The sequence below is a fragment of the Citrobacter sp. RHBSTW-00524 genome, from assembly GCF_013747755.1.
In the GTDB taxonomy this organism is placed as follows: Bacteria; Pseudomonadota; Gammaproteobacteria; order Enterobacterales; family Enterobacteriaceae; genus Citrobacter; species Citrobacter braakii.
Map to the genome: position 1 here is coordinate 2,621,922 of NZ_CP056421.1, position 25,004 is coordinate 2,646,925.

Sequence of the window (25,004 nt, forward strand, 5' to 3'; positions counted from 1 at the left end):
TAAGGTAGAATCTGAAGCTTTATGGTCATCCTTGGTCTGCTGTGTTGTATGTGCTCTCTGCTGCGCATAACGATTGAAATGTCTTGCGGCCTTCACTGAGATTACCGGGCGTCCTGATAATTTTCTTAGGACCTGATTCGAATGAAACGATTGATACCAATCCTTACCTTTGCCGCCAGTATGACCATTCCGGTTACTGCAATGGCAGACAATATTGTTTGTCATGATGGCTGGAGCATTGAGCGACACGTTACCGGTAGTGCCAGTAGTGGATTCATGAGCTACATGAAAGACGCTGGCGTCATAAAGTTACTGCATCACGGCAAGCTCATCTCACAAAAACGTATTCAGGATATTCAGCAATCGGTGTATCAGACCAGTGGCGCTCCACTTGTTAACTACGAGTTTGATGTTGATGAAAACAGTTTCTATATCCTTGCTCTGGATATGAGCACTCAGGGTGCATCAGGTGGTGAACCGGATATCAAGCTTTGGGGTACTGATGCAATGGGAATTGATTGTATTTTACAGGGAGGTGCTGAATGAAAAATTCAACCACCCTTCCCTTATTGATATCAATCGCCGGTTTGTTATTTGCAAATCAGTCACTGGCGATTACGCAATCACAGATGCAGATGAGAGTGACTGCTACATGTGATTCTTACGCAAATTTTTCCAGAATTGCCAACCCGGATGTTATTTATGGCGCATGTATAACCGGAGCCAGGGACGCAATACAGCATCGCAATTCCGCCTGTGAGAAGAAAATAAAGAAATTTAATAAACAGACGGAAAACTTACGAGGAATGGAACGAGCCGAGCATATTGAAGTTACTCAGGCATATCGCGCCGGATGCAACACTGGAAAACAAAACTAAAAAGGAATACAAAAAAATGAACAGTTCATTTTTGACAAAACATCTTTCAAAATTAACGCTCGCTATCAATCTTACAATAACCATACTGATTTGGCTCTATTTTATTGGAACTGACAACCCGTCATGGTATTCGATACTTCAGGGGTATGCTTTCATCAGCTTTGATACGGCAAAAATCATTATCACCGTTGTCTGTGCTGCATGGATAATCAAAAGCATTACATCCTATGAGCTAAAAACAGTTCTGTTTACTCAGGCGGACATTCAGAAGGAAATACTCAAAGAGCTTCAGTTATTAAGAAATGGAAAGCAAATGAATAATGCCGATGCCATGAAAGATGATTTCAGGATAGACTTTGATAAAGTAGATTGCTGATATTTCTCTGATGCTGACATGTAAGGGTCTTCATTTTGGTGGAGATTCTTATTTTTTTATTCTGATTCTTTGTTAACTCAAGCCGTATGGCTCTCCTGCGGAGGGCTTAATATTGGGATAATATTGAGAGGTTCAGAGTAAGTACAGAAAACCGATTAAGAATAAATATATCATAATAAGGGTTTAACCCCGGTTGGCGATTTGGCGATGGTAGCATGGATATTTGAATCTGTAAATTGATTATATTTATTTTTATTTTACCACCCTATCGGGTGATTCCGGCACAGCACATCAGCATAACCAGAAGCATATAACGCGCTACAGGCCATCAGGGGAATGCAGTCGGTGCAAAGCCATACTTCAGCCCTGAAACAGCCCACAATCACGCCAGTGCAACCTCCGGTCACAATCTGCACTAATTTCATTTAACTGTATAAATGAACAGTGGTGCATATGCCGGAATCCTGCCATCAGACAGACTCTGCACACCCTGCCCTGACCCGTATTTACAGTGCCTGTAGCGCATTCTGAGCGCACCAGTGCATGATAAGGCAGGGTGCTGAGCCTGCTTTGTGACAACCTCAGATTACTGCTGACAGAACGACACGATACCTGTCACATTGCATTGTCTGTATTATTTTAAATTTTATTTTTTTGAATGGATTCTTAAATTTAATTCCTGACCTCCACCCGGAGTGCTGGCCTGACAGAAGTTAAAGGGGAAAAACAGGACCCGACCCGATTCTTTTTCTCCCTCCAATTCTTTACTCAGGAAATATTAAATGACGCTTTTTCGAAACAAGAGATACCACCAGAACTACAACCATAACACGTTATTTCCCGGTGCTGTATTTACCACGAAGCATAATGGTGAATGCTCTGTTCTTGGTCGCTCCGAAGATAAATCAAGACGCGGATATTATGTTGTGCAATTTAAAGACAGCGGCATAATCAAAGAGGCCTACGGTACGCATATTAAATCAGGTGCAGTCTCAGATGACGCGTTCCCGTCCTCAGAAGATGAACGAATAACACTGTTGATGAAGCCCCGTTATTATGATGTGGGATATATTGGAAATGGAAAGCATTCCACAATTGAAAACACCCGAAGCCATCAGAGAACAAGAGCGTTCATTCTCTGGCATAATATGTTGGCAAGGTGCTACATGACAGTTAAAGGGAAACAATATTTTAAAGGATATAAGGGAGTGACGGTTTGCGAAAGATGGCATAACTTCCAGCATTTCTGCGATGACCTTCCAAAACTTAATGGCTATGCCCGCTGGAAAAATAACCCCGGAGAATATGAGTTGGATAAAGATTTTTCACATCGTCGTTTCTATTCCCCGGACACAGTTTCTTTCATCAGTACAATGGAGAATGCAAAGGAAGCAGCATTACGACGCTCAGCAATGAAGATACTGAGCCAGCATTATCACGAAGTGAATAAAATACGAAATGAAATAGTTATGGATACGGAGGATGAACTTAAGAAAAACAATATTGTTTATGAAATTGCATATAACGGGAATACTAAAATCATTATCTCAGAAACACCCTATGGTACGGTGGCATTCTATCCCCTGACCAGAAAGATTCAGCGAAACAGTTACATGACGGAGGGTGATACACAGATTTATGTATCCTACCTGAACTGGCTCAGGCTTCAGTGGGAAATCAGGAATCCCTTCATTAACTGCATTGCTGTAAAATGATGATAATGCTATAAATAGCTGCACTATATACTTAACAAATAAACATCAGGGCAATCTGTAAAATCTGAGTTTCAGTGATGTTGCTGCATCAGAGACGATATTAACTGTCTGAAAGTTCATCGCTGAAGGCTAAATGTCTGCACTTCATGCAGCCATTTAACATGTTCAATACATTATGCGCACTGATGTTGAGTAAGGTAGAATCTGAAGCTTTATGGTCATCCTTGGTCTGCTGTGTTGTATGTGCTCTCTGCTGCGCATAACGATTGAAATGTCTTGCGGCCTTCACTGAGATTACCGGGCGTCCTGATAATTTTCTTAGGACCTGATTCGAATGAAACGATTGATACCAATCCTTACCTTTGCCGCCAGTATGACCATTCCGGTTACTGCAATGGCAGACAATATTGTTTGTCATGATGGCTGGAGCATTGAGCGACACGTTACCGGTAGTGCCAGTAGTGGATTCATGAGCTACATGAAAGACGCTGGCGTCATAAAGTTACTGCATCACGGCAAGCTCATCTCACAAAAACGTATTCAGGATATTCAGCAATCGGTGTATCAGACCAGTGGCGCTCCACTTGTTAACTACGAGTTTGATGTTGATGAAAACAGTTTCTATATCCTTGCTCTGGATATGAGCACTCAGGGTGCATCAGGTGGTGAACCGGATATCAAGCTTTGGGGTACTGATGCAATGGGAATTGATTGTATTTTACAGGGAGGTGCTGAATGAAAAATTCAACCACCCTTCCCTTATTGATATCAATCGCCGGTTTGTTATTTGCAAATCAGTCACTGGCGATTACGCAATCACAGATGCAGATGAGAGTGACTGCTACATGTGATTCTTACGCAAATTTTTCCAGAATTGCCAACCCGGATGTTATTTATGGCGCATGTATAACCGGAGCCAGGGACGCAATACAGCATCGCAATTCCGCCTGTGAGAAGAAAATAAAGAAATTTAATAAACAGACGGAAAACTTACGAGGAATGGAACGAGCCGAGCATATTGAAGTTACTCAGGCATATCGCGCCGGATGCAACACTGGAAAACAAAACTAAAAAGGAATACAAAAAAATGAACAGTTCATTTTTGACAAAACATCTTTCAAAATTAACGCTCGCTATCAATCTTACAATAACCATACTGATTTGGCTCTATTTTATTGGAACTGACAACCCGTCATGGTATTCGATACTTCAGGGGTATGCTTTCATCAGCTTTGATACGGCAAAAATCATTATCACCGTTGTCTGTGCTGCATGGATAATCAAAAGCATTACATCCTATGAGCTAAAAACAGTTCTGTTTACTCAGGCGGACATTCAGAAGGAAATACTCAAAGAGCTTCAGTTATTAAGAAATGGAAAGCAAATGAATAATGCCGATGCCATGAAAGATGATTTCAGGATAGACTTTGATAAAGTAGATTGCTGATATTTCTCTGATGCTGACATGTAAGGGTCTTCATTTTGGTGGAGATTCTTATTTTTTTATTCTGATTCTTTGTTAACTCAAGCCGTATGGCTCTCCTGCGGAGGGCTTAATATTGGGATAATATTGAGAGGTTCAGAGTAAGTACAGAAAACCGATTAAGAATAAATATATCATAATAAGGGTTTAACCCCGGTTGGCGATTTGGCGATGGTAGCATGGATATTTGAATCTGTAAATTGATTATATTTATTTTTATTTTACCACCCTATCGGGTGATTCCGGCACAGCACATCAGCATAACCAGAAGCATATAACGCGCTACAGGCCATCAGGGGAATGCAGTCGGTGCAAAGCCATACTTCAGCCCTGAAACAGCCCACAATCACGCCAGTGCAACCTCCGGTCACAATCTGCACTAATTTCATTTAACTGTATAAATGAACAGTGGTGCATATGCCGGAATCCTGCCATCAGACAGACTCTGCACACCCTGCCCTGACCCGTATTTACAGTGCCTGTAGCGCATTCTGAGCGCACCAGTGCATGATAAGGCAGGGTGCTGAGCCTGCTTTGTGACAACCTCAGATTACTGCTGACAGAACGACACGATACCTGTCACATTGCATTGTCTGTATTATTTTAAATTTTATTTTTTTGAATGGATTCTTAAATTTAATTCCTGACCTCCACCCGGAGTGCTGGCCTGACAGAAGTTAAAGGGGAAAAACAGGACCCGACCCGATTCTTTTTCTCCCTCCAATTCTTTACTCAGGAAATATTAAATGACGCTTTTTCGAAACAAGAGATACCACCAGAACTACAACCATAACACGTTATTTCCCGGTGCTGTATTTACCACGAAGCATAATGGTGAATGCTCTGTTCTTGGTCGCTCCGAAGATAAATCAAGACGCGGATATTATGTTGTGCAATTTAAAGACAGCGGCATAATCAAAGAGGCCTACGGTACGCATATTAAATCAGGTGCAGTCTCAGATGACGCGTTCCCGTCCTCAGAAGATGAACGAATAACACTGTTGATGAAGCCCCGTTATTATGATGTGGGATATATTGGAAATGGAAAGCATTCCACAATTGAAAACACCCGAAGCCATCAGAGAACAAGAGCGTTCATTCTCTGGCATAATATGTTGGCAAGGTGCTACATGACAGTTAAAGGGAAACAATATTTTAAAGGATATAAGGGAGTGACGGTTTGCGAAAGATGGCATAACTTCCAGCATTTCTGCGATGACCTTCCAAAACTTAATGGCTATGCCCGCTGGAAAAATAACCCCGGAGAATATGAGTTGGATAAAGATTTTTCACATCGTCGTTTCTATTCCCCGGACACAGTTTCTTTCATCAGTACAATGGAGAATGCAAAGGAAGCAGCATTACGACGCTCAGCAATGAAGATACTGAGCCAGCATTATCACGAAGTGAATAAAATACGAAATGAAATAGTTATGGATACGGAGGATGAACTTAAGAAAAACAATATTGTTTATGAAATTGCATATAACGGGAATACTAAAATCATTATCTCAGAAACACCCTATGGTACGGTGGCATTCTATCCCCTGACCAGAAAGATTCAGCGAAACAGTTACATGACGGAGGGTGATACACAGATTTATGTATCCTACCTGAACTGGCTCAGGCTTCAGTGGGAAATCAGGAATCCCTTCATTAACTGCATTGCTGTAAAATGATGATAATGCTATAAATAGCTGCACTATATACTTAACAAATAAACATCAGGGCAATCTGTAAAATCTGAGTTTCAGTGATGTTGCTGCATCAGAGACGATATTAACTGTCTGAAAGTTCATCGCTGAAGGCTAAATGTCTGCACTTCATGCAGCCATTTAACATGTTCAATACATTATGCGCACTGATGTTGAGTAAGGTAGAATCTGAAGCTTTATGGTAATCCTTGTTCTGCTCAATAATGATGGCCAAACATCTTTTCAAATGCCGTTACCAGCGCTAACCATTTTCGACCTGTGCCGCATCACTCACTGAACATCAAAATCGATAACTGTATTTCACGCAGGCAAACCACAGACATGCCAATCTGTCTTCCTGGCATATTTCTGCCCTTATCCTTCATTATCATATAATCTTCTAAATGAAATGGCTCACCGGCAAGGACTTATGCGGCCCTTTCTGCCTTTTTCTCTCATACTGGAGATTCATTCATGGCTGACTGGAACCCTTCGCTTTATCTGCAATATGAAACTGAACGTTCAAGACCCGCAGCGGAATTACTCAACAGAGTGGCGTTAGAGAGTGTTCGTTCAGTTGTTGATCTTGGCTGTGGTCCGGGAAACAGCACGGCATTACTGCATCAGCGCTGGCCTTCGGCTGTAATAACCGGGGTTGATTCCTCACCCGCCATGCTGAATGAAGCGCGCAACGCATTACCGCAATGCCATTTTATTGAAGCGGATATCAGTCAGTTCCAGCCCGAGCATCCTGTGGATCTGCTTTACGCAAATGCGTCTTTACAATGGGTACCCGATCACTATGAACTATTGCCGAACCTGGTATCGCTGCTGGGTCGCAACGGCGTTCTGGCCGTACAAATGCCGGATAACTGGCTGGAACCCACGCATGTTCTGATGCGCGAAGTGGCTTATGAACAGGGTTTCCCGGACCGGGGCCGTGCGCCACTGCCTGGCGTACATGCCTACTATGATATTTTGACCGAAACTGGCTGTGAGGTGGATATCTGGCGCACCACGTATTATCACATTATGGATTCTCATCAAGCAATTATCGACTGGGTAAGTTCTACAGGCCTGCGCCCCTGGTTACAGGATTTGAGAGAAAGCGAGCAACGTCAGTATCTGGCGCGCTACCACGAACTACTTCAGGAGCAATATCCACTGCAGGAAAATGGCAAAATTTTACTGGCATTTCCCCGATTGTTTATTGTTGCGCGCCGCAATAATTAAGCATTTATCATCAGATAGATCACAGGAATAGAGGATCGCCTATGAGCGCCCTCGCCTTTTTAACATAAGGATCTAGTGACAATGCGAGGCATCTGCTAGTGTCTTGCCACGTGTTTCTGACGGGAGTTGTTATGTCTAAAGTCTATATTGGTGGGTGTCTTTGTGGTTCGATCCGCTTCACGGCCAGCAGTCCTAATAATTCCCATACCTGCTCCTGCGATATATGCCGGAAACATACGGGCGCACCGACCGTCGTCTGGATTGAGTTTGATGCAGAAAATGTAGAATGGACGGGAAAAGCCGGAAAACCGACAACCTGGCGCTCGTCAGAAACGAGTTGTCGAGCCTTTTGCCCTCAATGCGGCAGTTCCGTGGGCGCTATTGATGACGCCCCGGTAATTGCACTTTTAGCCGGGGCTTTTGATGATCCTAACGATGAAGACCTGGCGCCAGAGTTTCATTCGTTTTCCGATATGCAGCCAGACTGGTGGCAAAACGAACGTAACTAAGTTAGTTGGTAATGCTTATCAGGCATGTGTTTTGCTGGCACATTTGTTTCATCGTTCATCTGCAGCAAATCGATTTCGATCGCATTGCAAATCGCATCCAGCGGCAGGTCATTGTTCTCTGTGCCAAACGGATCTTCAAGCTCTTCTGCAAGCGTGTCGAGCGAGATAAAAGTATAGGAAATAAGCACCGAGATAAACGGTGTCATGTAGTGCAGATCCACCACTAACGCGAATGGCAGCATGATACAAAACAGGTATACCGTGCGATGAAGGATCAAAGTATAAGCAAACGGGACCGGGGTATTCGCAATCCGCTCACAACCAGCCAGTACCGCAGACATATCGTTTAACCTATTGTTTAAACTATGAAATAATATGTCTGACAGTTGACCATTACGCCTGCGCACGGCCAACCACTCTCCCATCAACAACAAAATGCGGTTTGCTGGAGATTGTGAGGCAAATACCGTCTGCAGATCTTTCTCGCTGAGGTACTTCGCCAACGGCTCTGCCTGCGGCTTTCGACGTAAAGTCATGCGTAAACAGTGGGCAAACGCGATTTGCAGACGAACAAACTCCCCTAATTCGGCGTCGTCCGGTAAGGTGGTTTTTACCTCACGCAGTAGCGATCGGGAAGCAATCATCAACTGCCCCCACAGGTGTCGGGCCTCAACGTAACGGGAATAACAGGCGTTATTGCGAAAACCTAAAAAGATTGCAATCGCCACGCCGAGAATGCTGAATGGCGCCAGGGTGAATTTGATTCCCAGCATCGTATACCACGGAAGCATGATAATAACGGCGATGGAGAGCAGGAAGTTCAGCAGCAGTCGTGAAAAGATTTTGGATAATACTGACCCATGCCAGACGAATATCAGGCGTAGCCAGTGTTGTTGGGGGCGAACGATCATGGTTTTCTTCGGGAAAATGTGAAATCCATCACATTAGACGCGATCATGATCAATGTTGCAAGTTAATCGCAACATTAACTAAACAACTTTTGCTCTGCCAGAACCACCGCGCACCGGAGTTACAGAACGGTGTAGTTATTAATAAACAATTGTATGTTGTAACTAAAGAATGTTCTATAAAAAACCCGGCCTGAGCCGGGTTGTATTCTTAGCACAATGGCTTAACGGCTTCACGCATGCCTTTGGCCAGAATGGTATCCAGATCGGCAGAAACCTGCTCCACGAGTCCGGAAACCTGAGTCAGATCCTGTTCCCAGTGTTCTTTAACGCCCAGTACCGATTTGACTAACTCTTCGGTGCTTATCTGGCGGTCATGATACTGGGACCACAGCTGTTGAAAACGTGCCACCCAGTGCGCATCATCCTGGACCGGATAAGCCTCACCGTTACGCTCTCCACGATAGAAAGCAATCAGCGCGGCAAGCGCAAACGTCAGGCGCGCCGGCAGTTTACCGCTGGCCTGTTGCCCTGCCAGCAGCTGCGGCAAAATACGGGTACGGAATTTAGTCATGCCGTTCAGGGCAATCGACAGCAACTGATGCTTGATGTACGGATTGCAGAATCGACCGGTCACCGCGCTGGCGAAAGACGCCAGCTCATCGCGGGGTAAATCCAGTACCGGAATGATCTCTTCATAAATCGCTTTTTCAACGAAGGCGCAAATCTCTGCGTCATTCATCGCCTCACCCACGGTGTCCAGCCCTGCCTGCCAGGCAACGGGAACCAGTGCGGTGTGTGCGCCGTTGAGAATCGCCACTTTCCGTTCTTTGTACGGTTTGATGTCATCAACAATCAGGACATTGAGCGGATATTTATCCAGACGCAGTTCTGCAGCTAATGACTTCGGTCCCTGAATAACGAACAGATAGAAGTGTTCTGCAGTGTCGAGGAAGGCATCGTGATAGCCCAACTCAGCTTCCAGTTTCTCCACTTCGTCACGCGGATAACCGGTAACAATGCGGTCCACCAGTGTGGAGCAAAATGCGTTGGCCTGATCCAGCCACTGAATAAATGCCTCCGGCAGCGCCCACTCCTGAGCATAGCGCAGGACCAGTTCACGCAGCGCATCACCATTGTAATCAATCAGTTCGCAAGGAATGATAATCCAGCCTTTATCCGACGCGCCGTTAAAATGGCTGAAGCGTTCGAACAACAGTCGGGTCAGTTTAGCCGGATAACTCACCGCCGGTGCATCCTCAAACTTATCGCCCGCGTGGTAGCTGATGCCCGCTTCAGTCGTGTTGGAGAACACAAAACGCATATCTGGATTATGCGCTAACCTCAGGAACTCATCGTATTCGCTATAGACGCTGATTTCGCGGTTAACCGAACGGATCAAACGGGCATCGCTTACGGCCTCGCCCTTCTCATTCAAACCACGAATGATGGTGGTATAGAGACCATCCTGCGTACTCAGCGATGGCGGGAAGGTACTTTCGATAGGACGAACAATGACTACACCCGCGTTCAGATCGGTATGTTCGTTCAGCAAATCGACCTGCCAGTCAACAAAGGCGCGCAGGAAGTTTCCTTCACCAAACTGAATAATGCGTTCAGGATACTGAGCACCGGGGAAATCGCGACGATTTAGTGTTTGCACAATGGGTTCCCTTTTTAATTAGTCATACAACCTGATTGAATTGGTCCAATAGGTTAGCAAACTTTAATACATTGAAACCCTGTTTTGATCAATCCCCGGCGACAAATTAGAGAGTTTTGTAGAAAAGTGTGGTCGCGGTCAGCTTCCCGTCAGGCATTTTTGCATAGTCCGGTATCACCCCTACTTGTTGCCATCCACAATTGTGGTAGAACAACTCAGCGTTACTGCCCGTCGCTGTATCAAGCACCAGTAGCGTTTTCCCTTCCTGACGCGCGCAGTTTTCGAGTTCGTTCATCAACGTCCGGGCAACACCACCGCGCCGCGCTGAGGGGTGAACCAGCAGCTTGGCGACATCAGCACGATGAGGTTGGTTTTCGGGTTGAGCGATAATGAGCTGGACGGTACCGACCAGCACCCCCTGTGCGTTCTGCGTACCCAGAACAATCCTTTCTCCACGGTCAACGCTTTGCGCGACACTTATCCAGAAAGGCCGTGATTTATCACCACTAAAAGGGAGCATAAAGCTGACAGAGGCGCCATCATTGACGCATGTTTCAAGGATGTCGCTGAAATCATCGATTCTCGACAGAATCTGGGCCGCGCTCAGCACAAAGCAGGGTTTACAGGAAGCCATTTTTTTCTCCTTAGAATGACCCCTTCATACTGCTTTTAACAATTGCACAACACAAGGAGTCATATCATAGGATTATGTTATCTATGGCTTGTTCATCTGGATCACTAGCCAGTGATAGATAACCGTGACAACGTAACGCTGCTGTTCATCGTTTAACGCCACACCCTGAGGGATATCATGCCATTTCGCCAGACATCCCCGACAACAGGTCGCCGTGGAATGTTGAGCGATAAATACCGGATGCCCGCGCATGGGCGTCTGCTTACCGTCATTGGCAGGAAACGCGGGCGCCAGCCGTTTGGCAATAAAATCCGTGGCGTGTTGTTCGATAACCGGCGCGCCTTTATCCAGACAATACTGCCTTTCTTTCTGACCAAGGCGAAACCGCGAGCGAAACGTTGATTTCGCCAGCCGGGCAAAAAGAGGATCGAGCGTGTTCATCAGTAAACCGAGCGCCCCAGTTGTTGCGTTAATTGCTCCAGCACGGCGATACCCGCCAGCGAATTTCCCGCCGCATCCAGTTCCGGGCTCCAGACGGCAATCGCCATCTCGTGAGGCACGATAGCCACGATACCGCCCCCCACACCAGATTTCGCCGGTAAGCCCACTCGCCAGGCAAATTCCCCTGCGTTCTGATACATGCCACTGGTCGCCATCAGCGCGTTGATCTGCCGGGCCTGCATGGGCGTAACCACGGGCTCAGCAAGATGAAAAGCATGTCCCTGATTTGCCAGAAAGACGAACGTGCGCGCCAGCTCCACACAGCTCATTTTCAGTGCGCAGTAGTGAAAGTAATTTTGCAAAACGGTGGTCACGTCATGGTGAAAATTGCCAAAGGACTTCATTAGCCAGGCAATAGCCGCGTTACGCGCCGAGTGCTCAAACTCAGAACGCGCCACCGTCGCATCATAGGCGATATCCGAAACGCCGCTTAGCGCCCGTACCACTTCCAGCATCCGTTGACGCGGTGCGCTCAGACGTCCTTGCAGCATATCGCAAACCACCAGCGCCCCGGCGTTGATAAAGGGATTGCGTGGGATCCCTTGCTCCATTTCCAGCTGCACCAGGGAGTTAAAAGGATGACCGGAAGGATCCTTGCCGACGCGTTGCCAGATCTCATCTTCCTGATAGTGACGCATCGCCACGACCAGACTGAGCACCTTTGAAATTGACTGAATTGAAAAGCGCTCTTGCGCATCCCCCGCCTGATAGTGCTGTCCATCGACGGTGCAAATAGCAATACCCAGTTTTGAACCGTCGACAGAAGCTAAGGCAGGAATGTAATCAGCGACTTTACCCTGACCAATCAGCGGACGAACCTGCTGCACAATGGTCTCTAAAATTGAATTGTCCATGGCCCTGGCCACAACATGCTCCTTGCTCGCAGGTATGAAAGGCCTGCGAGTATAACAGAGCTGAATACGCAGCGTCAGGCCGGAAGGCGGAATCTGGCCACGGTCTGCATGAGCGGGTGAGATTCATGCCGTAGACAGAAACATTGCAGAATTAAGGCCGGTGCCCCCGTCGGAGGCACCCACACCATCAGAGGCGGTTTTTCCAGACGGTCTGTACATTACAAAACTCATGCAGACCAAAGTGTGAAAGCTCGCGGCCAAAACCACTTTTCTTCACGCCGCCAAAAGCAACGCGGGCATCGCTGGCGCTGTAACCATTGATAAATACGCCCCCACACTCCAGGCGTGACGCCATCTTCTGCGCCAGAGCTTCATCCGCGGTGAACACCGTGGCTGATAAGCCGAAATCACTGTCATTAGCCAGCGCTAAGGCATGTTCCGCATTCTTTGCAACGGTAATCGCTGCAACCGGGCCAAACAGCTCCTGACGAAAAGCCGTCATCTCCGGGGTGACATCACCCAGAACCGTCACGGCATAGTAATTGCCCTGACCCGCGATTTTTTCCCCGCCGAGAAGTAACCGCGCGCCTTCGGCAAGGGAGGCTTCGACCTGCTGATGCAGCTCATCGCGCAGATCAAATCTTGCCATCGGACCCAGATCGTTTTCTTCGTTCAGCGGGTCGCCCATTTTGAGCGCGCTCGCGGCCGTCACAAAACGAGCCGTAAATTCTGCCGCAATTCCTTCTTCGATAATAAAGCGCTTTGCTGCCGCACAAACCTGCCCGGTATTCTGATAACGACCGGCGACCGCCGCTTTAACGGCCAGATCGAGGTCAGCATCATTAAGGACAATAAACGGATCGGAACCCCCCAGTTCAAGCACGCATTTTTTCAGCGCCGCACCCGCCTGAGCACCAATCGCCGCACCGGCTCGAACGCTGCCCGTCACCGTTACCGCCGCGATACGCGGGTCATTGATCATCTGACTTACCCCGGCGTTATCGGCATTCACCCAACCATAAACACCCGCGGGAACGCCCGCATCAGCAAAAACCTGCGCGATAATCGCAGCACAGCCGGTTACGTTTGGCGCATGCTTTAACAGATAGCCATTTCCGGCCAGCAGAATTGGAATGGCGCCGCGAAGTACCTGCCAGAGCGGGAAGTTCCACGGCATGATCGCCAGAATAGTTCCAACGGGGCGATACTCAATCACCGCCTGGTTGTTCTCCACCAGCGTAGGTTCCGGGTTGAGCATCGCCGGTCCATGTTCGGCGTACCAGTCACACAATGCGGCTGATTTGGCAACTTCACCACGCGCCTGCTTGATGGGTTTCCCCATTTCACGTGAGATACACTGCGCCATCTCTTCGGCGCGATGACGCAGAGCCTGCCCGATATGACGCAGCGTTTGCGCACGGTGCTCAACGGCAGTGTGTTTCCATTCACTGTAGCCATTTGCGGCAAGGCTCAGCGCATGTGCAATCTCTTCAGTACTGGCCCACGGCATTGCCGCCAACCTTTCACCGTTGGTAGGGTTAACGGAAATCGCATGTGTTGCTGCTGTGATAGTCATAAGTGCCTCTCTTTATCGCAGGGTATGGTCATATCATGCGCATATTTACTCTTTCTGAAAAATGAATAATATTAACCACACCATTCACGAACAGAGAATATTATGGATCTGACGCAACTGGAAATGTTCAACGCCGTCGCGGAGACAGGCAGTATTACGCAGGCCGCCGCGAAGGTGCATCGCGTGCCATCCAATCTCACCACTCGTATTCGCCAGCTTGAAGCCGACCTTGGCGTCGATCTGTTTATTCGTGAAAATCAGCGTTTGCGGCTTTCCCCGTCCGGGCACAATTTTTTACGCTACAGCCAGCGGATCCTCGCCCTGGTTGACGAGGCGAGAATGGTCGTCGCCGGCGATGAACCGCAGGGGTTGTTCTCTCTTGGCTCGCTCGAAAGTACTGCCGCTGTGCGGATCCCCGCCACGCTGGCTGAATATAATCAGCGTTACCCCAAAATTCAGTTTGCGCTGGCGACAGGTCCTTCAGGCACGATGCTGGACGGCGTGCTCGACGGGACGCTGAACGCCGCCTTTGTCGACGGCCCAATTACTCATCCAGGTCTTGAAGGAATGCCGGTCTACCGTGAAGAGATGATGATAGTCACTCCGCACGGTCATCCCCCTATCCAGCGGGCCAGCGACGTTAACGGTTGCAGCATTTACGCCTTTCGCGCCAACTGTTCCTATCGTCGCCATTTTGAAAGCTGGTTTCATGCCGATCGCGCAATGCCCGGCACCATTCATGAAATGGAGTCGTATCACGGCATGCTGGCTTGCGTCATTGCCGGTGCGGGTATCGCGCTGATCCCGCGTTCGATGCTGGAGAGCATGCCAGGACACCATCAGGTCCACGCCTGGCCGCTAAGCGAAAACTGGCGTTGGCTGAATACGTGGCTGGTCTGGCGCAGAGGGGCAATGACGAGGCAACTGGAAGCGTTTATTGAGGTATTGAACCCTCAGTTGTCGAAAAGCACGGAATAATTCGCGATTCTCAAACAACGCCATAAATAGCGTTCCGGGTGAATTCTCACGCCCGGAATTTCATTAATAATGAAACAGTTAAAATTACGCGAAATGTTCAGCAGTCAATTTTGCCACCCAGTCAATGAAATGGGATCTGCATCACGAAATGATTGTATTTTAGCCAGCAAAAGTTTTAAGATCGTGGCCTTACCTTTTCGCAGCTAATCCACCTAATTGATATGACAACAGACACTGTTTCCCGCAAGGTCGCGTGGCTTCGGGTAGTTACGCTTGCCATTGCCGGTTTTATTTTCAATACCACCGAGTTTGTCCCTGTCGGTTTGTTGTCCGACATCGCACAAAGTTTTAATATGCAGACCGCTCAGGTCGGGATCATGCTGACGATCTACGCCTGGGTTGTCGCCCTGATGTCGCTGCCTTTCATGCTGCTTACCAGCCAGGTAGAACGCCGCAAACTTCTGATCTGCCTGTTTGTCGTTTTTATCGCCAGCCACGTTCTCTCTTTCCTGGCATGGAATTTTACCGTGCTGGTGATCAGTCGTATCGGTATTGCTTTTGCCCACGCTATTTTCTGGTCGATCACCGCATCGCTGGCGATTCGCCTGGCTCCAGCCGGGAAACGCGCGCAGGCTCTCAGCCTGATTGCGACCGGCACCGCGCTGGCGATGGTGCTGGGCCTGCCTATCGGGCGCATCGTTGGCCAGTATTTTGGCTGGCGTACTACCTTCTTCGCCATCGGTATGGGGGCGTTAGTCACCCTACTTTGCTTGATTAAGCTCCTGCCAAAATTACCCAGTGAGCATTCCGGTTCATTAAAAAGCCTGCCGGTTTTATTCCGCCGTCCGGCATTGATGAGCCTGTATCTGCTGACGGTGATTGTGGTCACCGCGCATTACACGGCCTACAGCTATATCGAACCGTTTGTACAGACCGTCGCCGGGCTGAGCGCAAACTTTGCCACCGTGCTGCTGCTGGTTCTGGGTGGCGCGGGGATTGTCGGTAGCGTCATTTTTGGCAAGCTGGGTAACCAACATGCTTCCGTATTGATTAGTAGCGCCATTGCCCTGTTGACGGTGTGTCTGGTGCTGTTACTGCCCGCAGCGGACAGCGAAATGCATCTGGCCGTCCTGAGTATATTCTGGGGCATCGCCATTATGTTGATAGGCCTGGGTATGCAGGTGAAAGTGCTGGCGCTGGCCCCGGATGCCACCGACGTCGCAATGGCCCTTTTCTCAGGTATCTTTAATATTGGGATAGGCGCTGGCGCGCTGGTGGGAAATCAGGTGAGTCTGCACTGGTCAATGTCTACGATTGGTTACGTAGGTGCAGTACCTGCGGTTGTGGCGTTCATATGGTCGGTGATTATCTTCCGTAAATGGCCAGTATCACTGGAAGAGCAGCCTCAGCATTCATAAAAGCGTGCCCGGTATTGTCTACCGGGCACGTTGTTTTAAGCGTAAGTTTTAATGATTTCCAGCACGCCGTTAATAATAAACTGCACGCCCATACATACCAGCAGGAAGCCCATCAGACGGGAGATCGCCTCAATACCGCCTTTGCCGACCAGGCGCATAATTCCGCCTGAACTGCGCAAACAGCCCCACAGGATAACCCCGACCACGGCAAAAATAATCGGCGGTGCGACCATTATCACCCAGTCCGGAAACTCAGCCCCATGACGCACGGTGGACGCCGAGCTGATGATCATTGCAATCGTACCCGGACCCGCGGTGCTTGGCATGGCCAGCGGAACAAATGCAATATTCGCAGTCGGTTCATCTTCCAGTTCTTCTGATTTGCTTCTCGCTTCCGGAGAGTCATGTGCCTTCTGCTGTGGAAACAACATTCGAAAGCCGATAAACGCAACGATTAACCCACCCGCGATACGTAACCCGGGAATCGAAATCCCGAAGGTATTCATCACCAGTTGTCCGGCATAATACGCCACCATCATGATGGCAAACACGTAAACGGACGCCATGAGTGACTGACGGTTACGCTCTGCGCTGTTCATGTTGCCGGCAAGGCCGAGGAACAACGCCACGGTGGTTAACGGGTTTGCCAACGGTAACAGGACTACCAGCCCCAGTCCTATTGCTTTAAACAAGTCCATCATAATGTCATCTTTCCTGTGCGTTAATCGTCAACGGCAAGTATACGGTGAAATCCGGGAGATAAGCCATTTTCGCGGTGTAAGGATTCATTTTTCATCCGCACGTATAAACCATAATTTTCAAACCGTTAAAATTCCACTCGCCAGAAATTGAGTCTGATGATTTAGCAAAACGTGGCATTTGCTGACCCATTCATTTGACTTATATTTGCCTAAGCAATAATATCAGCCGTGACTAACTACTTGCCAGGGCAACCATTGTGAAAAGCACCAGTGATCTGTTCAACGAAATCATCCCACTGGGTCGTTTGATCTACATGGTTAATCAGAAAAAAGATCGTTTGCTAAACGACTATCTGTCACCGCTGGATATCACGGCATCTCAGTTCAAGGTGCTCTGCTCCATCCGTTGCGCGGTGTGTATTACCCCTGTCGAATTGAAAAAAGTGCTGTCTGTCGATCTCGGCGCCCTGACGCGGATGCTGGACAGGCTGGCCTGTAAAGGCTGGATAGAAAGGCTTCCGAATCCACATGACAAGCGAGGCGTGCTGGTGAAACTCACCGAGCATGGCGCGGCAATTTGCGAGCAGTGTCATCAATTAGTAGGGCAAGACCTGCACCAGGAACTAACAAAAAACTTAACGGCGGATGAAGTGACCACGCTTGAGCATTTGCTTAAGAAAATCCTGCCGTAAACAGAAAGAGGTATGACGATGTCCAGACGCAATACTGACACAATCACTATTCATAGCATTTTGGACTGGATCGAAAATAACCTTGAATCGCCGCTCTCGCTGGAAAAGGTGTCAGAGCGTTCAGGTTACTCAAAATGGCACCTGCAACGGATGTTTAAAAAAGAAACCGGTCATTCATTGGGTCAATACATCCGTAGCCGTAAAATGACTGAAATAGCGCAAAAATTAAAAGAGAGTAACGAGCCGATCCTTTATCTGGCGGAGCGTTACGGTTTTGAGTCCCAGCAAACGCTGACCCGGACATTCAAAAACTATTTTGATGTTCCGCCGCATAAATACCGTATGACGAATATGCACGGCGAATCACGCTATTTGCTGCCACTCAATCAATGTAATTGCTAATCGCCAGTTAACGACGTAACCGAGGAAATCATGAAACTTCTGTCTTATGCGATGCTGGCCCTGCTGTATGTTGTTTCGGGCCAGAGCATGGCGGAACAGACCGCGCAGCCTGCCACACAAAACAGTCGTGACGCGATGATTATGCCGCCTGCGCACGATCGGTCCCCGTTCGATTTTAATCATATGGGTGCAGGCAGCGACAAATCCGACGAATTAGGTGTGCCTTATTACAATATGCGCAACCTGTAATTTTTTTGCCCCGTCACTGCGGGGCTTTTTTTTACCCTCTCGCCTGTGCAGTCTTACGCAACCGAAAGCCAAACACATTGATGTACAATCCAGCCATGATCAGCAGCGCACCGAGCAGTTGTAATCCGGTAAGCGTTTCATCCAGCAGCACGGCCGCGCTCGCCAGCCCAACAACCGGCACCAACAGCGACAACGGCGCGACACGCCAGGTTTCATAACGGCCGAGTAAAGATCCCCAGATGCCATAACCCACAATGGTCGCCACAAACGCCAGATAAACCAGTGACAGAATGGTGGTCATATCTATCGTCACCAGACTTTGGATAATTTGCGTTGGGCCATAGAGAAGTATTGAGGCGAGGAAGAATGGGACAACAGGAATCAACGCACTCCATACCACCAACGACATCACCGCCGGGCGTGACGTATGCTGCATGATTTTTTTATTAAAGATATTACCGCTGGCCCAGCTTAGCGCCGCCGCCAGCGTCAGCATAAAACCGAGCATGCCAACATGCTGTCCGTTCAGACTGGCCTCAATCAGCACCAGCACGCCAAATATGGCCAGCGCAATCCCTACCCGTTGTTTACCTTGCAGACGTTCACCAAAGGCGAATGCCCCCAGAATGATGGTGAAAAACGCCTGAGCCTGTAATACCAGAGAAGCTAACCCGGCAGGCATACCGAATTTGATGGCGCTAAAGAGAAACGCGAACTGCCCAAAACTGATGGTCAGCCCATAGCCGAGCAGCAGTGAAAGCGGAATTTTCGGCCGGGCAACGAAGAAAATCGCCGGAAATGCCACCAGTAAAAAACGCAACCCAGCCAGCATTAAGGGTGGCATATTGTGTAGCCCCACTTTGATGACGACAAAGTTCAGCCCCCAAACCACAACGACCAGTAACGCTAATAACCCGTCTTTACGCGACATACCACCGCCCCTGCGAATATTAAATTTTTGTAAACAAATTAAAGTAACGGAAATCGTTGTGCCGTAACAGATCATTAATTCAGGTAGGCCACACAGGGCATTTTCGGACAACTTATTGAGTGTACATCACACTTTTAGCATGCTATTTGTTTCTAATATCTAAAAAAAACATAACAACATGCATTGTCGGGCAGGAAAATGAATATCTCTCTGAGAAGGTCCACTCTCGCGTTACTCGCGTCATCATTGTTATTAACGATTGGGCGTGGCGCCACGCTGCCCTTTATGACGATCTACCTCAGCCGACAGTACAATCTGAGCGTCGACCTGATCGGTTATGCGATGACGGTCGCACTGACCATTGGCGTCGTGTTCAGCCTTGGCTTTGGTATTCTGGCCGACAAGTTTGATAAAAAACGCTATATGCTGCTGGCTATCTGCGGCTTTGCCTCTGGCTTTATTGCTATTCCACTGGTGCATAACGTAGTGGTAGTGGTTTTGCTCTTTGCCCTGATCAACTGCGCCTACTCCGTCTTCGCCACGGTGCTGAAAGCCTGGTTTGCCGATAATCTCTCGGCGACCAACAAGACTAAAATTTTCTCGCTTAACTATACCGTGCTGAACATCGGCTGGACCGTAGGCCCACCGCTGGGCACGCTACTGGTGATGCAAAGCATTAACCTGCCGTTCTGGCTCGCTGCTGCATGTTCAGCACTCCCTCTGGTGTTTATCCAGACCTGGGTAAAACGTTCACCAGCAGCATCAGAAGGTTTGAACGCCGCAGTTTGGTCCCCCTCGGTACTGCTGCGCGACAGAGCATTATTCTGGTTTACGCTGTCAGCATTTTTGGCGTCATTCGTTGGTGGTGCCTTTGCGTCCTGTATTTCGCAATACGTTATGGTGGTTGCAGACGGCGATTTTGCCGAGAAAGTGGTAGCAGTCGTCCTGCCTGTTAACGCCGCCATTGTGGTATCACTGCAATATGCCCTCGGGCGCAGGCTCACCGCCACGAATATCCGCCCGCTAATGACTGTGGGCACGCTGTTCTTTGTGGTCGGTCTGGTTGGCTTTACCTTCTCCGGCAACAACCTGGTGTTATGGGGCATTTCTGCAGCCTTTTTCACTATCGGCGAAGTCATTTACGCACCGGGTGAATACATGCTCATCGACAACATCGCGCCTGCAGGAATGAAAGCCAGCTATTTTTCCGCCCAGTCGTTAGGCTGGTTGGGCGCAGCGGTAAACCCATTAGTCAGCGGCGTCATTTTAACCACATTGCCGCCGTGGTCGCTGTTTGTGGCGCTGATGGTGGCGATCGTTCTTGCCTGGGCGCTAATGATAAAAGGTATGCGCGCCAAACCCTGGGGCCAGACGGCGGTCTGCTAATGATGATCGCGACAGAGCCAAAGCCGCTCTGTCGCGAATCTCAAATGGCGACCAGCCCTCGAACGCCTTCGGATTCCATATTTTTACCGTCACCGCTTTGAATAATGCTGCCTCGCGACATGAGTAAGTATTTGTCGGCCAGTTGCTGCGCAAAATCATAGAACTGCTCCACCAGCAAAATGGCCATGTCACCCCGGTGCGCCAGTTGAGAAATCACCTGCCCAATTTCTTTAATCACTGACGGCTGGATCCCCTCCGTGGGCTCATCGAGGATCAACAACTGCGGGCGACTGGCCAGCGCTCGTCCAATCGCCAGTTGCTGCTGTTGCCCGCCGGACAAATCTCCGCCCCGCCGATGTTTCATCTCCTGTAGAACCGGAAAGAGCGCATAGATATCATCCGGCACACGTCTGGCCTCCTGTGCTGAAAAACGGGAAAGGCCGAGCAGCAGGTTCTCTTCTACCGTCAGACGCGGGAAAATATCGCGACCCTGTGGTACATACGACACACCGGCCCTGACCCGCTGATGCGGCTTCCAGTGAGTGACATTTTTCTCCTGCCAGAACACACTCCCACTGCGGGCAGGAATAAGCCCCATCAGGCACTTCAGAAGCGTCGTTTTACCCACGCCATTACGCCCCAGCAGACATGTCACCTCGCCGATACGCGCCTCAACGTTCACACTTCGCAGAATATGGCTGCCACCATAATATTGATTCAGTTCTTTCACCTGCAACATCTGTGCTCCTTAACGCCCGAGATAAACTTCAATAACCTGCTCGTTGGCCTGCACTTCGCGCAGACTTCCCTGAGCCAGAACGCGTCCCTGGTGTAAGACCGTGACGCGATCGGCAATGGTTTCGACAAATCCCATATCGTGCTCAACAACCATCAGCGAGTGCTTCCCGGCAAGCTTACGAAACAGTTCCGCAGTGTATTCCGTCTCCGCATCCGTCATGCCCGCCGCGGGTTCATCCAGCAGCAGTAAATGCGGCTCCTGTACTAACAGCATGCCAATTTCGAGAAACTGTTTTTGCCCGTGAGAAAGCAGCCCGGCGCGGCGGGCCCGCTCGTTGCCCAGCCGCAACAGCGCCAGTATTTCATCTATACGATCCCGTTGTTCGCCGGTGAGGCGCGCCCGTAAAGAGCCCCAGACAGATTTATCGCTTTTCAGCGCCAGCTCCAGATTCTCCTCCACCGTTAACGCTTCAAATACCGTGGGTTTCTGAAACTTCCGCCCAATACCCTGACGTGCAATGGCGATGGGGTCCAGCGTTGTTAAATCGGTCGACTGATCGTATATCGCCCGACCACTTTGCGGCCTGGTTTTGCCGGTAATAACATCCATTAGCGTCGTTTTTCCGGCACCGTTGGGACCAATGATGCAACGCAGCTCCCCAACGCCAATATTGAGCGTGAGATCCGTTAACGCCTGGAAACCATCGAAGTTAACGTTAATTTTTTCCAACTGGAGCACCGGGTCCGTTTGGTTGCGAAACCGATCGCCTGGCATCTGGCGAGTAAAAAGCCCTTCATCTGGCTGCATTATTTGTCTCCCTTGCGAAACAGACCCATCACGCCACGAGGTAAAAACAGCGTAACGCCAATAAAGATCAGGCCAAGAAACAGCTGCCAGTATTCCGGCATAATGACGGTAAACAGGCTTTTAGTGCCGTTCACCAGTACGGCGCCAAATACCGGGCCAATCAGGGTTCCACGCCCGCCGAGGGCAACCCAAATCGCCGCTTCTATCGAGTTGGTCGGCGACATTTCGCTGGGGTTAATGATTCCCACCTGCGGAACATACAACGCCCCCGCCAGGCCGCACAGCACGGCGGAAAGCGTCCACACCAGCAGCTTGAAACCTTTCGGATCGTAACCACAGAACATCAGTCGGTTCTCGGCGTCGCGCACGGCAGTGAGAATTCGACCAAACTTACTGCGGGCCAGCGCCAGTCCCAGCCATATTGCCAGCACCAGCAGCATGACCGTCGCCAGAAACAGTGCGATACGGGTTGAGGTCGCGGTCACCGGAAATCCCAGAATGGTGGTAAAACCGGTAAAACCGTTATTTCCCCCAAAACCGGTTTCGTTGCGGAAAAACAGTAACATTCCGGCGAAAGTCAGGGCCTGAGTCATGATGGAGAAATAGACCCCTTTGATTTTTGAACGGAAGGCAAACCAGCCAAATACCAGCGCCAGCAGGCCCGGCACCAGCACAACCAGCAACATCGCCCAGATAAAATGTTGCGTTCCCCACCAAAACCAGGGCAGCTCGGTCCACGACAGAAACGACATAAAGGCCGGTAATCCTTCGCCGGAAGCCTGGCGCATCAGGTACATTCCCATCGCATATCCCCCCAGCGCAAAGAAAATACCGTGGCCCAGCGAGAGCATTCCCGCATAGCCCCACACCAGATCCAGCGCCACAGCCACAATGGCATAGCAGAGAATTTTCCCGGCCAGAGTCAATGTCCACACCGATATGGCCAGCGGATGATCCGCAGGTAACAGCGCCAGAAACGGCAAAATAATCAGCGTCAGCAGTAAACCCAGCCCCAGGATGCGTGTCGCGCGCGGCGCTTTACGCGCCAGCGTTAATGTCATTGGCATCGTCATCAGTCAATAACCCTCCCTTTCAACGCGAACAGCCCCTGAGGACGTTTCTGAATAAACAAAATAATCAGCACCAGAATCATAATCTTACCGAGAACCGCTCCCACCTGAGGCTCAAGAATTTTGTTGAAGATCCCAAGCCCAAACGCAGCGGCTACACTCCCCGCGAGTTGTCCCACGCCGCCCAGCACCACCACCAGAAACGAATCGATAATGTAGCTTTGCCCCAGCTCCGGTCCAACGTTGCCTAACTGCGAGAGCGCGACGCCCCCCAGTCCGGCAATCCCTGAACCAAGACCAAAGGCCAGCATATCCACACGTCCGGTAGGTACGCCGCAGCAGGCCGCCATATTGCGATTTTGCGTCACCGCACGTACGCGCAGTCCGAGACGGGTTTTATTCAACAACAGCCAGGTGAAGAACAGCACCAGAATGGCAAAGCCAAACACCACAATTCGGTTCCACGGCAAAATCAGATTGGCATAAACCTGAATGCCCCCGGAAAGCCATTCCGGATTAGCGACTTCAAGGTTTTGCGCGCCGAAGGACATACGCACTAACTGGATAAGCATCAGACTGATCCCCCACGTTGCCAGCAGGGTTTCGAGCGGACGCCCGTATAAATGGCGGATCACTCCGCGCTCGAGTAGCATTCCAACCCCAGCGGTAAGCAAAAAGGCGACCGGAAGTGCAATAACCGGATACCAGGCCAACCATTGCGGGAAAAACTGGCCCATCAGCTGTTGCACCATCCAGGTACCGTAAGCGCCGAGCATTAACATCTCACCATGCGCCATATTAATCACGCCAAGTAAGCCGTAGGTTATCGCCAGACCCAATGCCGCCAGCAGCAAAATGGAGCCCAGCGACAATCCCATAAATGCCTGTCCAAGAAGATCGCCAACCTTCATGCGATGCGCGATGGCATTCAGGCTTTCGTCAGCGGCAGCACGAACGCGGGCATCAGGTTCATGTTCAGCATGGGTGAATGGCTGCAGGCGCGCCTGGGTTTCAGGATCGTTCGACGCCCCTAGCAGTTCGATTGCCTGACGTCTGATCTCAGACGAGGTGCTGGTCAGTTGCAGGTTTGCCAGTGCAATAGCCAGTAAGGATTTCACGTCAGCATCGGGCTCCTGGGCCAGTCGTTGCTGCAAAAACGGCAGCATCCCCGGCTGGGCCTCACGCTGTAATGTACGCGCTGCCCCGCCCCTTTGCGTGACACTGTCACTTAAGAGCTGGTGGACGGCCAAGGTTCCGGCAACCAGATTACGCAGGCGGTTAGTCAGGCGGATTTTTTTTAGCTCCCCGTTAGGGCCTGCCGCCGTTCCTAGCGGTTGTACGTGCGAGCCGTTCATGATGAACGCGTTTTTCGCGTTATCTGTCAGCAGGTTCTCATCACCCAGCGCTTTGAGCACCGGCAAGCGTTGAACATCGGGTTTTACCGACCATTGTTCTAGCAAGGCGGCCTGCTGAGTCCGGTTGGCGGCGGTGAAGGTATCGGCATCTGCGGCCTGCGCTATCCACGGCAAAAGCCACGTCAGCAACAACACACCACGAATAAAGCGCATGGCTTTCATGAGCATTCTCCAAAGCGTTGCCCTCCCGCA

28 protein-coding genes are annotated in these 25,004 nt (G+C 49.6%); 16 read left to right on the forward strand and 12 right to left on the reverse strand.

Translation table 11 applies throughout. From position 1 onward, the window contains the following. Nucleotides 1-141: 141 nt before the first annotated feature. The 10 genes from HV229_RS12585 (at nucleotide 142) to HV229_RS12630 (ending at nucleotide 7,888) form a co-directional block, all read left to right on the forward strand. Nucleotides 142-546 carry a hypothetical protein gene (locus tag HV229_RS12585; RefSeq protein ID WP_045269655.1) on the forward strand — a complete coding sequence of 135 codons (405 nt, stop codon included), beginning with the start codon at nucleotides 142-144 and terminating at the stop codon, nucleotides 544-546. After that, nucleotides 543-878 (forward strand): hypothetical protein, encoded by a 336-nt coding sequence (locus HV229_RS12590; protein ID WP_071701183.1) that lies wholly within the window; start codon nucleotides 543-545, stop codon nucleotides 876-878. Before HV229_RS12585 ends, HV229_RS12590 begins: the two co-directional genes overlap by 4 nt. A 16-nt stretch (nucleotides 879-894) precedes the next feature. After that, nucleotides 895-1,254 (forward strand): hypothetical protein, encoded by a 360-nt coding sequence (locus HV229_RS12595; protein WP_045269654.1) that lies wholly within the window; start codon nucleotides 895-897, stop codon nucleotides 1,252-1,254. Nucleotides 1,255-2,036: 782 nt separating this feature from the next. Further along, nucleotides 2,037-2,969 carry a hypothetical protein gene (locus HV229_RS12600; protein WP_047359281.1) on the forward strand — a complete coding sequence of 311 codons (933 nt, stop codon included), beginning with the start codon at nucleotides 2,037-2,039 and terminating at the stop codon, nucleotides 2,967-2,969. Between the two features lie 334 nt (nucleotides 2,970-3,303). Next, nucleotides 3,304-3,708, forward strand: a complete 405-nt coding sequence (locus HV229_RS12605) for a hypothetical protein (RefSeq protein WP_045269655.1) — start codon at nucleotides 3,304-3,306, stop codon at nucleotides 3,706-3,708. Then, entirely contained in the window at nucleotides 3,705-4,040 is a 336-nt protein-coding gene (locus tag HV229_RS12610; protein WP_071701183.1) for a hypothetical protein, read from the forward strand. The genes HV229_RS12605 and HV229_RS12610 overlap by 4 nt, the downstream gene beginning before the upstream one ends. Nucleotides 4,041-4,056: 16 nt before the next feature. Next, nucleotides 4,057-4,416 carry a hypothetical protein gene (locus HV229_RS12615; protein WP_045269654.1) on the forward strand — a complete coding sequence of 120 codons (360 nt, stop codon included), beginning with the start codon at nucleotides 4,057-4,059 and terminating at the stop codon, nucleotides 4,414-4,416. A gap of 782 nt (nucleotides 4,417-5,198) precedes the next feature. After that, on the forward strand, nucleotides 5,199-6,131 hold the full coding sequence (locus HV229_RS12620) for a hypothetical protein (RefSeq protein ID WP_047359281.1): 933 nt from the start codon (nucleotides 5,199-5,201) through the stop codon (nucleotides 6,129-6,131). Nucleotides 6,132-6,620: 489 nt separating this feature from the next. Further along, nucleotides 6,621-7,379 carry a trans-aconitate 2-methyltransferase gene (gene tam, locus HV229_RS12625; RefSeq protein WP_016157955.1) on the forward strand — a complete coding sequence of 253 codons (759 nt, stop codon included), beginning with the start codon at nucleotides 6,621-6,623 and terminating at the stop codon, nucleotides 7,377-7,379. A gap of 131 nt (nucleotides 7,380-7,510) precedes the next feature. Further along, complete coding sequence (locus tag HV229_RS12630; RefSeq protein ID WP_115190592.1) at nucleotides 7,511-7,888, forward strand: GFA family protein; 378 nt, start codon at nucleotides 7,511-7,513, stop codon at nucleotides 7,886-7,888. Here HV229_RS12630 and HV229_RS12635 read toward each other — a convergent pair. The 6 genes from HV229_RS12635 to sad form a co-directional block, all read right to left on the reverse strand. Further along, complete coding sequence (locus HV229_RS12635) at nucleotides 7,885-8,799, reverse strand: bestrophin family protein (RefSeq protein WP_046276379.1); 915 nt, start codon at nucleotides 8,797-8,799, stop codon at nucleotides 7,885-7,887. The genes HV229_RS12630 and HV229_RS12635 overlap by 4 nt on opposite strands. 208 nt (nucleotides 8,800-9,007) lie before the next feature. After that, nucleotides 9,008-10,459 carry a tagaturonate reductase gene (locus tag HV229_RS12640; protein ID WP_181545601.1) on the reverse strand — a complete coding sequence of 484 codons (1,452 nt, stop codon included), beginning with the start codon at nucleotides 10,457-10,459 and terminating at the stop codon, nucleotides 9,008-9,010. A gap of 106 nt (nucleotides 10,460-10,565) precedes the next feature. Continuing rightward, a complete protein-coding gene (locus HV229_RS12645; RefSeq protein ID WP_181545602.1) occupies nucleotides 10,566-11,093 on the reverse strand; it encodes a GNAT family N-acetyltransferase in 528 nt (175 codons plus the stop codon). 81 nt (nucleotides 11,094-11,174) lie between these two features. Next, on the reverse strand, nucleotides 11,175-11,534 hold the full coding sequence (locus tag HV229_RS12650; protein WP_181545603.1) for a DUF4186 domain-containing protein: 360 nt from the start codon (nucleotides 11,532-11,534) through the stop codon (nucleotides 11,175-11,177). Next, complete coding sequence (gene glsB / locus HV229_RS12655) at nucleotides 11,534-12,460, reverse strand: glutaminase B (RefSeq protein WP_016153077.1); 927 nt, start codon at nucleotides 12,458-12,460, stop codon at nucleotides 11,534-11,536. Before glsB ends, HV229_RS12650 begins: the two co-directional genes overlap by 1 nt. Before the next feature lie 175 nt (nucleotides 12,461-12,635). Further along, nucleotides 12,636-14,024: a succinate-semialdehyde dehydrogenase gene (sad, locus tag HV229_RS12660; RefSeq protein ID WP_181545604.1), complete on the reverse strand. Its 1,389-nt coding sequence runs from the start codon at nucleotides 14,022-14,024 to the stop codon at nucleotides 12,636-12,638. A 102-nt stretch (nucleotides 14,025-14,126) separates the two neighbouring features. Between sad and HV229_RS12665 the strand changes: the two genes are divergently transcribed. Further along, on the forward strand, nucleotides 14,127-15,002 hold the full coding sequence (locus HV229_RS12665) for a LysR family transcriptional regulator (protein ID WP_016153075.1): 876 nt from the start codon (nucleotides 14,127-14,129) through the stop codon (nucleotides 15,000-15,002). Between the two features lie 221 nt (nucleotides 15,003-15,223). Further along, on the forward strand, nucleotides 15,224-16,420 hold the full coding sequence (locus HV229_RS12670; RefSeq protein WP_019076778.1) for a sugar transporter: 1,197 nt from the start codon (nucleotides 15,224-15,226) through the stop codon (nucleotides 16,418-16,420). Between the two features lie 35 nt (nucleotides 16,421-16,455). Here HV229_RS12670 and HV229_RS12675 read toward each other — a convergent pair whose 3' ends face one another. Continuing rightward, nucleotides 16,456-17,121 (reverse strand): MarC family NAAT transporter, encoded by a 666-nt coding sequence (locus HV229_RS12675; RefSeq protein ID WP_016153073.1) that lies wholly within the window; start codon nucleotides 17,119-17,121, stop codon nucleotides 16,456-16,458. Between the two features lie 257 nt (nucleotides 17,122-17,378). Here HV229_RS12675 and marR point away from each other — a divergent pair, with 257 nt between their 5' ends. Genes marR through marB form a run of 3 tightly spaced genes read left to right on the forward strand, consistent with a single transcriptional unit; the run spans nucleotide 17,379 to nucleotide 18,464 of the window. Next, complete coding sequence (gene marR / locus HV229_RS12680) at nucleotides 17,379-17,813, forward strand: multiple antibiotic resistance transcriptional regulator MarR (protein WP_016156485.1); 435 nt, start codon at nucleotides 17,379-17,381, stop codon at nucleotides 17,811-17,813. An 18-nt stretch (nucleotides 17,814-17,831) separates the two neighbouring features. Continuing rightward, the gene (gene marA / locus HV229_RS12685) at nucleotides 17,832-18,215 is read left to right on the forward strand and encodes an MDR efflux pump AcrAB transcriptional activator MarA (RefSeq protein WP_003032424.1); all 384 of its coding nucleotides are present in this window, start codon (nucleotides 17,832-17,834) and stop codon (nucleotides 18,213-18,215) included. 30 nt (nucleotides 18,216-18,245) lie between these two features. Next, nucleotides 18,246-18,464: a multiple antibiotic resistance protein MarB gene (gene marB / locus HV229_RS12690; protein ID WP_016153071.1), complete on the forward strand. Its 219-nt coding sequence runs from the start codon at nucleotides 18,246-18,248 to the stop codon at nucleotides 18,462-18,464. 31 nt (nucleotides 18,465-18,495) lie between these two features. On the opposite strand, the gene eamA is transcribed toward marB, so the two are convergent. Beyond that, nucleotides 18,496-19,395: an O-acetylserine/cysteine exporter gene (gene eamA, locus HV229_RS12695; protein ID WP_181545605.1), complete on the reverse strand. Its 900-nt coding sequence runs from the start codon at nucleotides 19,393-19,395 to the stop codon at nucleotides 18,496-18,498. Between the two features lie 198 nt (nucleotides 19,396-19,593). Between eamA and ydeE the strand changes: the two genes are divergently transcribed. Beyond that, nucleotides 19,594-20,781 (forward strand): efflux MFS transporter YdeE, encoded by a 1,188-nt coding sequence (gene ydeE, locus HV229_RS12700; protein ID WP_047359042.1) that lies wholly within the window; start codon nucleotides 19,594-19,596, stop codon nucleotides 20,779-20,781. Nucleotides 20,782-20,821: 40 nt separating this feature from the next. On the opposite strand, the gene urtE is transcribed toward ydeE, so the two are convergent. Genes urtE through urtB form a run of 4 tightly spaced genes read right to left on the reverse strand, consistent with a single transcriptional unit; the run spans nucleotide 20,822 to nucleotide 24,974 of the window. Beyond that, nucleotides 20,822-21,520, reverse strand: coding sequence for an urea ABC transporter ATP-binding subunit UrtE (gene urtE, locus HV229_RS12705; RefSeq protein WP_181545606.1), 699 nt, complete (start codon nucleotides 21,518-21,520; stop codon nucleotides 20,822-20,824). A 9-nt stretch (nucleotides 21,521-21,529) separates the two neighbouring features. Next, nucleotides 21,530-22,327, reverse strand: coding sequence for an urea ABC transporter ATP-binding protein UrtD (urtD, locus tag HV229_RS12710; RefSeq protein WP_016153067.1), 798 nt, complete (start codon nucleotides 22,325-22,327; stop codon nucleotides 21,530-21,532). Continuing rightward, the gene (gene urtC / locus HV229_RS12715; protein WP_181545607.1) at nucleotides 22,327-23,400 is read right to left on the reverse strand and encodes an urea ABC transporter permease subunit UrtC; all 1,074 of its coding nucleotides are present in this window, start codon (nucleotides 23,398-23,400) and stop codon (nucleotides 22,327-22,329) included. The genes urtD and urtC overlap by 1 nt, the downstream gene beginning before the upstream one ends. Next, nucleotides 23,400-24,974: an urea ABC transporter permease subunit UrtB gene (urtB, locus tag HV229_RS12720; RefSeq protein WP_181545608.1), complete on the reverse strand. Its 1,575-nt coding sequence runs from the start codon at nucleotides 24,972-24,974 to the stop codon at nucleotides 23,400-23,402. Before urtB ends, urtC begins: the two co-directional genes overlap by 1 nt. Between the last annotated feature and the right edge of the window lie 30 nt (nucleotides 24,975-25,004).